Here is an 11,454-nt window from a genome sequence, read left to right as displayed (position 1 = left end):
ACAGCAATATTTTTTAATACGTCAATAAGAATTAAGAATTGTAATTATTATACCATATCTCAAGCTCATACAAGAATTTTTTCAAATTTTTTCTGAAAAGATTAGTAAAGTAGTAAAAGGATTTTTAGAATCATTGTAGAATATCTTATTTATCATCCATAAATTTAAAATCTTTTTGATTTACAAGGGGGAATGCCTGTATGAAAGACTATGCGCCACAGTATGTAAAAAATGTGGTTTTACTTGGTCACGGGGGGGACGGAAAAACAATCCTAACAGAGAGTATGTTATTTGCCGCAAAGTGTATTGACAGAATGGGAAGGATAGAAGATGGTACAACTACCTCAGACTTTGACCCGGAGGAGATAAAAAGACGAATCTCAATTTCAATGACAGTAGAACCTATTGAGTGGCGGGACTGCAAGATAAACATTCTTGATACGCCGGGATACTTTGACTTTGTTGGAGAGGTATGCGAAGCGCTGCATGTCGCTGACTCTGCAGTGTTGGTAATCAGTGCAAAAACAGGTGTGCAGGTTGGTACTGAAAAGGCATGGGAGCTTGCTCAAAAGCATGGACTTCCAGTGCTCATATTTGTCAACAAGATGGATGAGGAAAATGCCAATTTTGAAAAGGTAGTAGATAGAATTAATCAGGTTTTAACACCAAAAGCAATCCCAATTCAGTATCCAATAATGGAAAATGGAAAGTTTATTGGCTTTGTTGATGTGATTTCAAAAAGAGCTTACAGGTATGAAGATAACACCGCAAAGGAAATAGAAGTTCCGAGCGGGTTGAGTGATAAAATTGAGGAGATAAGAAATGCTTTAATAGAAGATTCGGTTGAAAATGATGAAAATCTTATGGAAAAGTATTTTGCAGGAGAAGAAATTTCTGAGGATGAAATTTACAGGGGACTTAGCGAAGGGATAAAACAAAGGTCAGTCTTTCCCATATTATGTGGCTGTGCTGCCAAGAACCTTGGGGTAAGAGAACTTTTGGACAGCATCTGTAAACTCTTGCCAGCAGCTGATACAAAGCAGTATAAAGCAAAGGATACGAAAAATGGAAGTGAATTAAATATAAAGGTTGACAAAAACCAGCCTGTCTGTGCTTTTGTGTTCAAAACAGTTGCTGACCCGTTTGTTGGCAGGATTTCATATCTGAAAGTGATAAGCGGTGTTCTAAAGCCAGAGATGACCTTGTTTAATACCATGTCTGAAAAGCCAGAAAAGATTTCCCAGATATACATTATAAGAGGCAAAAAACAGATTCCTGTATCAGAGCTTGTTGCAGGTGACATTGGTGTTGTGACAAAGCTCCAATCTACTCTGACAAACTCAACCCTGTGCGAGCAGTCAAGACCTATCATGTTAGAAGAAATTGATTTTCCACGTCCCTGGCTTATGCTTGCAATTGAGCCAAAGACAAAAGGCGATGAGGAAAAGATTTCAAACGGTCTTCACAGGCTTATGGAAGAGGACCTCACTTTCAGGATAGAAAAGAATAATGAGACTGGTCAAAACATCATCTATGGTATTGGTGAAATGCACATAGATGTGATCGTCAGCAAGCTTAAAAACAAATTTGGCGTTTCAGTTGTCTTGTCTGATCCAAAAGTTCCATATCGAGAAACTATCAGAAAAAAAGTAAAAAGTGAAGGCAAGTACAAGAAACAAACAGGTGGGCATGGTCAGTATGGGCATGTTTTTATTGAGTTTGAACCAAGCCCGGAAGAAGACTTAGTTTTTGAAGAGAAGATATTTGGCGGAGCTGTCCCAAAGCAATATATTCCTGCTGTTGAAAAGGGTCTGAGAGAGTGTATTAAAAAGGGTGTACTTGCAGGCTATCCTGTTATGAATTTGAAGGCAACCTTGGTTGACGGATCATATCATCCAGTTGACTCATCAGAGCTTGCGTTCAAAGTTGCAACATCATTGGCATTCAAAAAGGGTCTTGCGCAGGCAAACCCGGTGCTTTTAGAACCTATCATGAATGTAAAGGTTGTAGTTCCGCAAGACTACACAGGTGATATTATGGGGGATTTGAACAGGCGAAGAGGAAGAGTTCTAGGTATGCAGCCGCTTGATAATCACTTAGAAGAGATTTTGGCAGAGGTTCCTCTTGCAGAGATGTTCAAATACGCAACAGATCTCAGGTCTATGACACAGGGAAGAGGATATTTTTCCATGGAGTTTGCAAGGTATGAAGAGGTGCCGAGCCATATTGCCCAAAAGGTAATAGAGGCAGCTAAGGCTTCAATGCAGGAGGAAGAAGAGGAGTAAAAAATTTTTTAATTTGCTATTTACAAAATGCTAAAATGGGGTTATAATTAAAAAGACGTTAGTTGTTCGGCAAGGGAACAATGGGCGTCAGAAAAATCTAAATCCATGAAGTGAGGGGAATTTTAGAATGTATCAAGACAAGGTTTTAGTTTGCAAGGATTGCGGAAGAGAGTTTGTGTTCACAGCGGGTGAACAGGAATTTTACGCGCAGAAGGGGTTCAAGAACGAACCAACAAGATGCAAAGAGTGCAGAGACCAGAGAAAAGCTATGCAAAGAAGAGAAGGTAGACAAACACAGAGACGTGAACTTTACGATGCAGTATGCAGTGCTTGTGGAAAAGAGACAAAGGTTCCGTTCAGACCCAGAAACGACAGACCCATATACTGCAGTGATTGTTTCTCCAAGATAAAAGCAGCAAGATAACCACTGCAGGTTTAAATAAAAATGGGGAAGTTAAAAGCCGCATCAATGTGATGCGGCTTTTATTTTAAATTGAATTGGTCTTTGCATTTTATCAACTGTTTCAAATTTATAGCCCTGTTTTTTAAAAGTTCTAATTATACTTGGCAGAACTTCAATGACGTTCTTCTTAGATAAGCTGTCATGCATCAGTAGAACAACTTCATTTCTTTTGTGAGCTGTGGAGATTGTAATTTTTAATATTTGACTGGGAGAAAGCTTTTCATGATTTTTGTTTGAGTCTCCAGTAATTGCATTCCAGTCGATGTAAACAATTTGGTTTGTGTCAAGGAATTTTTTAATTTGAGTTGAAACTCTATTTAATGACCCACCGGGGAATCTGTAATATTTAGGTTTTATTCCTGTAATTTTATATATTGTATCTTGTGCCTTTTTGAAGTCTTCAACAAAATGATTAAAATCTTTATATATATATTTGTAATTATGAGAATATGAGTGATTTCCTATCAAATGACCTTTCTGATAGATTTCTTTTAAGTATTGTGGATACTTTATACAATTTGAGCCAACAACAAAGAATGTGGCTTTAATTTTCTCTTTATCTAGGATTTTAAGTATTAAAGGTGTAACAGGTGAAGGACCGTCATCAATAGTAAGATAAATGATTTTTTCATTTTTTTCTTGCTTTTCGGCTTTTACATCTTTACTTTGAGAATTGATAATATTTTTCATATTGTCATTTTTATTTATATCGTTTTTAACTAATTTTTGGTTCTGTGAAGTTTTTGGTTTTTCAAGATTCTTAATCTTTTCTTCTTGAACGTAAGTATGATTTTGTTTTAAAATTGTTGCTGAAAAAAAGTTTTTGCTTATATGCCAAGATATAAGAAATAAAGATAAAGCGAAAACAATTAAAAAAGATACATACGCTGCCTTTTTGAGGTTCAACCTTTTTTCTTTCCTTTCATGCGAGCATTTTATACAAAAGATTATAATATATTTTTTTACACCTTAACAAGAAAAAATGTATTGCATTTCAAAGAAAAATATATTAAAATATATTTGTAAGGTCAAAGATAGTCAAAGTCAGCTGGGTAGTAAGCGGGGTGGAATTTTTATGCCGAGGCTTTCTGACATCATTGAGGAGTTTATCAAACAACTTATTGAAAAAAAAGATGGTGAGGTTGAAATTCAGAGAAATGAGCTTGCAAACTTTTTCAACTGTGCACCATCTCAGATAAATTATGTGCTTTCCACCAGGTTTACTATTGAAAGAGGGTATTACATTGAAAGTAAACGTGGTGGTGGCGGGTCTATTAGAATTGTAAAAGTCAAGTTTGAAAATTCTTCTAACTTGCTTGAAAATATTCTGAACAATATAAACTCACCTGTAAGTCAGCACCAGGCAAACGAAATTGTTGAGTGCTTACTTGAAAATGGTGCAATATCAAAAAGGGAAGCAAGTATAATGAAAGCTGCGCTCAATGATAAAACATTGCCGGTGAATCAGCCATTGAAAGATACGCTCAGAATGTTAATTCTAAAAGCAATGATAATTTCTCTTATGAATGGGTAATATTTAAATGAAAGCTTTTCTTTTTAAAGGACGGTGAGAGATCGTGCTTTGCGAAAATTGTGGGAAAAGACCGGCAACTGTACACTATACCCAGATTATAAACGGAGTTAAGACCGAGATGCATCTTTGCGAGGTTTGTGCAAAGCAAAAAGGCAGTATAGAATTTGATGCACCATTTTCTGTAACAAACTTTTTGGCAGGAATACTGGAGCCAGCTTTTGGAGCGCAGGTCCTAAAGCCCTCTTTCGAGATTGCTCTTACATGCAAGGGTTGTGGGATGACATTTGACGAGTTCAGAAGAGCTGGCAGGTTTGGCTGTGCTATGTGTTATAGTTCCTTTTCAGAAAAGCTCTATCCCATTTTCCGCAGAATTCACGGCAATACAAAACATGTTGGTAAAATCCCTACAAAGATGGGCGAAGATATAGCAATAAAAAGAGAAATTGACAGGCTCAAAATAGAGCTCAATGTTGCTATAAAGAATGAGGAGTATGAAAAGGCTGCAAGAATAAGAGATAAAATAAGAGAGCTTGAAAAAAAGCTTTCACGGGAGTGATTTGTTAAGATGAATGATATTGTTATTACAAGTAGGATAAGACTTGCAAGAAATCTTTCTGATATACCTTTTCCAATAAAGATGAATGACTATGATGCCGCAAATGTTATAGACAGGGTAAGAAATGTGATTATGCAAAATAAACAGTATCATTTTGACTTTTTAGAGATGAAAAAACTACCTCTTATAAAACGTCAGGTATTGATAGAAAAGCATTTGATATCTCCTGCACTTGCGTCCTCAAAAATAAAAAGCGCTGTAGCAATTGACCAAAATGAGAACATCAGTATTATGATAAATGAAGAAGACCATTTGAGGATTCAGGTTCTTTACAGGGGACAGCAAATACAAAAAGCATGGGAAGATGCAAACAGAATTGATGATTTTTTAGAACAACATCTTCCTTATGCTTATGATGAAACATGGGGATATCTTACTTCATGTCCTACAAATGTTGGAACAGGCTTGAGAGCATCTTTTATGCTTCATCTTCCTGCCCTGACACTTCTGGGGTACATGAAAGGAATTATTGATACAATAACAAAGCTGGGTATTGCAGTAAGAGGATTTTATGGTGAGGGAAGTGAGGCTGCAGGGAACCTGTATCAGATTTCTAATCAGATAACTTTAGGACAGCCTGAAGAAGACATTATAGCAAATGTAATTTCAATTACAAACCAGATAATAGAGCAGGAACAGCAAGCAAGGTTGAGGCTTTTGAGCGAAAACAGAGCTTTTGTTGAAGACAAGGTCTACAGAGCTTATGGAATTTTGAAATATGCAAGGAATATCTCTTCAAACGAAGCTTTAAAACTCATATCTGATGTGAGAATGGGTATCAGTATGGGGATAATAAAGGAGACAACAATCGATAACCTGGATGTGCTTTTGAATTTAATTCAGCCTGCTATTATCCAAGACTACTTTGGCAGGGAAATGACACCGGAAGAAAGAGACATAAAAAGAGCAGAACTCATAAGAAAAATTTTAGAATAGGGAGGTAGATTAATATGTTTCAAGGAAGGTTTACAGAAAGAGCTGAGAAAGCAATAATGCTTGCGCAGCAGGCTGCTGCCGAGCTTGGCCATAACTATGTTGGAACAGAGCACTTGCTTTTGGGACTTATAAGAGAAGGTGGCGGCATTGCAGCAAGGGTTTTACACAGTCAAGGTGTCACTGAAGAAAAGGTGATTGATGAAATTGAAGAACTGATTGGACGGGGTGACTATCAGCTTCCCCAGCCACCAACAGGTTTTACCCCGAGGACAAAAAGAGTATTTGAGATTGCCTTCATGGAAGCGCGAAGGCTTGGCAGCAGTTATATCAGTACAGAACATATACTACTTGCTATAATGAGAGAAGGTGAAAGTGTTGCTGTCAGGATTTTGATGGATCTTGGTGTTGACCCGCAGAGACTTTTTGAAGAGATCATGAAGCTTTTGAACGAGGATGCAAAAAATGTTGGTGGTGTATCTCCTCAGCAGCAGATCAATTTCCAAACACAGAACACTCCAACATTGAATCAGTTTAGCAGAGACCTTACCCAGCTTGCGCTCGAGGGCAAAATTGACCCTGTAATTGGCCGTGAAAAGGAGATAGAAAGAGTCATCCAGATTTTGTCAAGAAGAACAAAGAACAACCCGTGCTTGATTGGTGAGCCGGGTGTTGGTAAGACTGCTATTGTTGAAGGGCTTGCACAGAAGATTGTTGAAGGAAATGTTCCTGAACTTTTGAGGAATAAAAGGGTTGTGGCTTTAGACCTTTCTGCTATGGTTGCAGGGTCAAAGTTCAGAGGAGAGTTTGAAGAAAGGCTCAAAAAAGCTATGGAAGAGGTTCGAAAAGCAGGAAATGTAATTCTGTTTATTGATGAGATGCACACTATAATTGGTGCTGGTGCTGCAGAAGGTGCAATTGATGCGTCAAACATCTTAAAACCTGCTCTTGCACGCGGTGAGATACAGGTCATTGGTGCAACAACTCTTGATGAGTACAGAAAACACATAGAAAAGGACGCTGCACTGGAGCGAAGATTCCAGCCAATTTTGGTAGGTGAGCCAACACCTGAAGAGGCTATACAGATTTTAAAAGGGCTTAGAGACAAATACGAAGCTCATCATGGAGTAAAGATAACTGATGAGGCTATAAAAGCTGCTGTTGAGCTGTCTACGAAATATATTACAGATAGATACTTGCCGGACAAAGCAATTGACCTTATTGATGAGGCTGCATCAAGAGTGAGACTCAGAATGTACACTTTGCCACCGCATGTGAAGGAGTTTGAAGAGAAGATTGAAAAACTTGAGAAGGAAAAAGAAGAGGCTATAAGGCTTCAGGAGTATGAAAAAGCTGCAAAGATAAGAGATGAAATAATGAAGCTTCGTCAGGAACTTGAAAAGATCAAAAATTCATGGACAAATGACCAGCAAAAGACACAGCCAATTGTTACAGAAGATGACATTGCATACATTGTATCAAGCTGGACAGGAATTCCGGTAAATAAACTTACCGAAGATGAGTCTGAAAGACTTTTAAAGCTTGAAGAGGTTTTGCACAGACGAGTTGTTGGTCAGGATGAGGCTGTCAAAGCTGTTGCACGAGCTATAAGACGAGGAAGAGTTGGGCTCAAAGACCCGAAAAGACCAATTGGTTCATTTATCTTCCTTGGACCTACTGGTGTTGGTAAAACAGAGCTTGCACGGGCTTTGGCAGAGGCACTGTTTGGCACAGAAGATGCTATGATAAGAATCGATATGTCGGAGTATATGGAAAAGTTCAATGTGTCAAAGCTCATTGGTTCACCTCCAGGCTATGTTGGGTATGAAGAAGGTGGTCAGCTCACAGAAAAGGTTAGAAGAAGACCTTACTCTGTTGTGCTGTTTGACGAGATAGAAAAAGCGCACCCTGATGTTTTCAACCTGCTTTTGCAGATACTTGACGATGGAAGACTTACAGACTCTCAGGGAAGAACGGTAAGTTTTAGAAACACTGTTATTATCATGACATCTAACATAGGTGCAAACCTCATTACAAACCCTAAAAAGTTAGGATTTTCAACTTCGGAGGACGAAAAACAAAAGACATATGAGAGAATAAAAGAAAATGTCATGGCTGAGCTTAAGAAAACTTTCAGACCAGAGTTTTTGAACAGAATTGATGAGATAATAGTCTTCCATCCACTTGACGAAGAGGATGTTAAAAAGATTGTAGAGATAATGCTGAAAAACTTGCAGGAGAGAATAAAAGCAAGTGAGTATTATGCAGAGTTTACCCCAGCATTAATAGAAGCAATTGCCAAAAAAGGATTTGATCCTGTATTTGGTGCAAGACCACTAAAACGTGCAATTCAGACCATGGTGGAAGACAAGATTTCAGAGGCTATATTGGAAGGGAAGATAAAGCAGGGTGACGAGTTTATAGTGGACTTTGTTGATGAAAATACAGTAATAGTCAAAAAAGAAAAGACATCTACATCTTCATCTGAAAAGGCTCAATCACAGTAAAAATTAAGGCGGGAGCAGGACTTTTGGTCCCAGCTCCCGCTTTTTTTGTGATTTATACAACCTTCTTTGGCACCATTATCTTTCTGAGCTTTGCATATCGAGGAAGACCTCTTTCGTACTTGACTTCAACTTCACCTTCAATGAGCGGTTGGATATAATTTAGAGCATCTTCTTTTACATAGTTGCCATCATGTGAGATCCATGCAAGAGGAACAAGCTTTTCAGCGTTTGCAACCTTGTTCAGCTCAACAAGTTCTGTCGAACTTGAATAAGGATTGTCACTGTCGCGTTTTATTGCTACCATGTATCCACAAGCGCCTTCAACAGCGTACCTTACTGCCATGCGTCCCACCATGTACGCTTCTTCAACATCAGTTTTGGACATGATATGAGCAGCACTGCGCTGCAGTACGTTGAATTGAATTGATTTTACTCTTTTTTCCACTTCTTCACGGATGATGTTTTCTAAAACAAATGCTGCTCCGCCAAGCTGTACATGTCCAAACGCGTCTATTCCAAACTTGTGGCTCATATCAGCAATATATTTTCCTTCCTTGTCTTTTATACCCTCTGAAACCACAATGGTAATCTTACCTGTCTTTTTATGAATGTTTCTTACATCATCCAAAAACTTGTCAATTGAAAATGGAACTTCAGGAAGGTATATTAAATCTGGTGCCCCTATATCTTTAGACGCCAGTGCAGATGCTGCTGCAAGCCAGCCAGCGTTTCTTCCCATCACTTCAATTATAGTAACAATGTTTGTTGGGTACACCACTGCATCTCTTGCAATTTCCATTACGGATGTTGCAATGTACTTTGCAGCACTTCCAAAACCCGGGCAGTGGTCTGTCATCACAAGGTCGTTGTCGATTGTCTTTGGAATTCCGATTATGCAGATGTCATACCCAATCTTTTGCGCGTATCGTGTTAATTTATCAGCTGTATCCATTGAATCGTTTCCGCCTATATAGAAAAAGTAACGGATGTTGTGTGCCTCAAATACATTGAAAATCTTAATATAGTCCTTTTCATCATGTTCAAAAGGCTTGAGCTGATACCTGCAAGAACCTAAAGCAGATGATGGAGTTGTCTTTAAAAGTTTTAGCTCTTCAGGATCTTCCATTCTGAGGTCATAAAGCTCTTCGTCAATAAGACCGATGATTCCATTTTTAGCACCATAAATGGCACGGATCGGATGCTGTTTCATAGCTTCTTCAATAACACCCAAAAGCGATGCATTGATGACAGCAGTTGGTCCGCCTGATTGCGCAACCACGCAATTACCTTCTTTTGGCATTCAAAATCCCTCCCGTCTGTATTTTTAGTTTATTTCAATAGTTAAACATAGAAGCCATTACTCAACTTTGTTAAAGTTATCAATATTTTCAGGCGAGTCAACAATGATAGTCTTAAAATTATCATAAATAACAAAACCTGGCTTGGTTTTGGGTGGTTTTTTTACGTACTTTACAAATGTATAGTCAACCGGCACTTTTGTTGAATGCTTGGCTTTGCTAAAGTAGCTTGCAAGAAGTGCAGCTTCAATCAAGGTTGTCTGCGGGACTTCCTTGTTGTTTGTTCGAATTATAACATGAGAGCCGGGGATCTTTTGGGTGTGAAGCCAGATGTCATGGCTTGATGCAAATCTTAGAGTGAGAAAATCATTCTGCAGGTTGTTTCTGCCCACATATATATCAAATCCGTCTGAACTGATAAAATGGTGAGGTTTTGATTTTTGATTTTCTTTTTTCTTTTGCTGACCTGCATTTTCTGCCTGAGTTTTAATATAGCCTTCCTTTTCCAACTCTTCTTCAATACTCAAAAGGTCTTCTATCTCTTGGCTCTTTTCAAGCAGTGCTTCTAAACTTTGCAGAAACTCAAGTTCTCTCTCAATTTCGGCAATTTCAGCTTTTGCATATTCCTCGGCTTTTTTGAGCTTATTGTAAAGCTTATAATATCTCTCGGCATTTTGTTTTAGGTCTTTGTCTTTTTCAAGCGGAATTTTTATAGTAGACAAATCTTCACTGTAATAATCAATAACCTCAACAAAATCCTCATTTGTTTCTCTAAGCTGGTAAAGATTTGCTAAAATTAGGTCACCATATTTTTTGTAAACCTCAGCATTTTTAGCCTCTTGTATTTTTTGAATGTTGTGCTCATATTTTTGGCTCAGCTTCTTTATGTTTTGTTCTATAACCTTCTGAAGATATTGACGTTTCTCAATAAATACTGTATATTGTTCTTTTTTAAAATAGTATTCGTCTATACACAAATTTAAATTTGAAAAATGTTTTTTAGGAAAAGAAGAAAAACATTTCAGGTCAATAACGTAAAAATCAACTACATTTCCTTTTTCAGTATAGAGTGTTGGAAGTATCTCCCCTTTTTCGACTATACAATATAATAATTCTTTTAAAGAATCAAAAATCCTTTTAATTGTATCCGCATTTTCAAGACTTTTTTCAAAAACTTGTGCACGCAAGATAACTTCATTAGCAAATTGTTTACTAATTCCTGAAAGATTGTCGGTCAGTATATTTTCTGGACTTTTGTTTGAGGATTTAAAAAAAGAAGCAAATTCATCAAACGAAACTTCAATAGGATTTTTCTTTGTCAAAACTGGCGGCAAAGAATATTTAATTCCAGGTAGAATTGGTCTTGGTGAGTCTTCAAATGACAGCCTTTTTATCGCATCAATGATTTTGTAATTGGAATCTACCAGGAATATATTGCTGTGCCTTCCCATCATTTCGAATATGATATACTTTACTTCTGTGTCACCCAGTTCACTCTTTGTCTCAAACTCTATCTTCAAAATTCTTTCTAACCCTTCCTGATAAATTCCGATAAGCCTTGCTCCAAGCAAGTTCTTGCGCAAGATCATGCAGAAATTTGGAGCAACTTCTGGGTTTTTCTTTTGTCTTTCTGTGATGTACATCCTTGGGAGAGAAGGATTTGCAGAGATAATGAGTTTTTTTGTTTTGCCGAGCTTGTAAATATAAAGGTTTACTTCAAACTGATTTGGCTGATATATTCTTTCAACTTTACCATCTACAAGCTCCGAAATTAATTCTTTTTTAAGGGCACTTAGAACAACTCCGTCAAATGGCATC

Annotated in this window: 9 protein-coding genes; 6 read left to right on the top strand and 3 right to left on the bottom strand. The window is 37.6% G+C overall.

From position 1 onward, the window contains the following. The first annotated feature begins 200 nt into the window (after positions 1–200). Together fusA and COB47_RS08245 are read left to right on the top strand one after the other, a co-directional pair. Complete coding sequence (fusA, locus tag COB47_RS08250; protein ID WP_013290923.1) at positions 201–2,285, top strand: elongation factor G; 2,085 nt, start codon at positions 201–203, stop codon at positions 2,283–2,285. Positions 2,286–2,412: 127 nt separating this feature from the next. Further along, the gene (locus COB47_RS08245) at positions 2,413–2,709 is read left to right on the top strand and encodes a zinc-ribbon domain containing protein (RefSeq protein WP_013290922.1); all 297 of its coding nucleotides are present in this window, start codon (positions 2,413–2,415) and stop codon (positions 2,707–2,709) included. A gap of 42 nt (positions 2,710–2,751) precedes the next feature. Here COB47_RS08245 and COB47_RS08240 read toward each other — a convergent pair whose 3' ends face one another. Next, positions 2,752–3,654, bottom strand: a complete 903-nt coding sequence (locus COB47_RS08240; protein ID WP_013290921.1) for a polysaccharide deacetylase family protein — start codon at positions 3,652–3,654, stop codon at positions 2,752–2,754. 169 nt (positions 3,655–3,823) lie between these two features. Between COB47_RS08240 and COB47_RS08235 the strand changes: the two genes are divergently transcribed. From COB47_RS08235 to COB47_RS08220, 4 genes are read left to right on the top strand one after another with little or no spacing between them, the layout of a single operon-like run. After that, positions 3,824–4,282, top strand: coding sequence for a CtsR family transcriptional regulator (locus COB47_RS08235; protein WP_013290920.1), 459 nt, complete (start codon positions 3,824–3,826; stop codon positions 4,280–4,282). 43 nt (positions 4,283–4,325) lie between these two features. Beyond that, entirely contained in the window at positions 4,326–4,838 is a 513-nt protein-coding gene (locus tag COB47_RS08230; protein WP_013290919.1) for a UvrB/UvrC motif-containing protein, read from the top strand. A gap of 9 nt (positions 4,839–4,847) precedes the next feature. Beyond that, a complete protein-coding gene (locus tag COB47_RS08225; protein WP_013290918.1) occupies positions 4,848–5,834 on the top strand; it encodes a protein arginine kinase in 987 nt (328 codons plus the stop codon). A gap of 14 nt (positions 5,835–5,848) precedes the next feature. Continuing rightward, on the top strand, positions 5,849–8,338 hold the full coding sequence (locus COB47_RS08220) for an ATP-dependent Clp protease ATP-binding subunit (RefSeq protein ID WP_013290917.1): 2,490 nt from the start codon (positions 5,849–5,851) through the stop codon (positions 8,336–8,338). 52 nt (positions 8,339–8,390) lie between these two features. On the opposite strand, the gene COB47_RS08215 is transcribed toward COB47_RS08220, so the two are convergent. Together COB47_RS08215 and COB47_RS08210 are read right to left on the bottom strand one after the other, a co-directional pair. Continuing rightward, complete coding sequence (locus COB47_RS08215) at positions 8,391–9,638, bottom strand: 6-phosphofructokinase (protein ID WP_013290916.1); 1,248 nt, start codon at positions 9,636–9,638, stop codon at positions 8,391–8,393. 57 nt (positions 9,639–9,695) lie between these two features. Next, positions 9,696–11,453, bottom strand: coding sequence for an Rqc2 family fibronectin-binding protein (locus tag COB47_RS08210; RefSeq protein ID WP_013290915.1), 1,758 nt, complete (start codon positions 11,451–11,453; stop codon positions 9,696–9,698). Position 11,454 lies beyond the last annotated feature (1 nt).

Origin of the sequence: Caldicellulosiruptor obsidiansis OB47, from assembly GCF_000145215.1 — a bacterium.
Classification (GTDB): domain Bacteria; phylum Bacillota; class Thermoanaerobacteria; order Caldicellulosiruptorales; family Caldicellulosiruptoraceae; genus Caldicellulosiruptor; species Caldicellulosiruptor obsidiansis.
This window is presented reverse-complemented; position numbering and strand designations above follow the sequence as displayed.

Excerpts from the sequence above, each read along its gene's own strand:
- COB47_RS08220 (WP_013290917.1), top strand. The coding sequence starts at position 5,849 with ATGTTTCAAGGAAGGTTTACAGAAAGAGCTGAGAAAGCAATAATGCTT.
- COB47_RS08225 (WP_013290918.1), top strand. The coding sequence starts at position 4,848 with ATGAATGATATTGTTATTACAAGTAGGATAAGACTTGCAAGAAATCTT.
- COB47_RS08215 (WP_013290916.1), bottom strand. The coding sequence starts at position 9,638 with ATGCCAAAAGAAGGTAATTGCGTGGTTGCGCAATCAGGCGGACCAACT.
- COB47_RS08245 (WP_013290922.1), top strand. The coding sequence starts at position 2,413 with ATGTATCAAGACAAGGTTTTAGTTTGCAAGGATTGCGGAAGAGAGTTT.
- COB47_RS08235 (WP_013290920.1), top strand. The coding sequence starts at position 3,824 with ATGCCGAGGCTTTCTGACATCATTGAGGAGTTTATCAAACAACTTATT.
- COB47_RS08210 (WP_013290915.1), bottom strand. The coding sequence starts at position 11,453 with ATGCCATTTGACGGAGTTGTTCTAAGTGCCCTTAAAAAAGAATTAATT.
- fusA (WP_013290923.1), top strand. The coding sequence starts at position 201 with ATGAAAGACTATGCGCCACAGTATGTAAAAAATGTGGTTTTACTTGGT.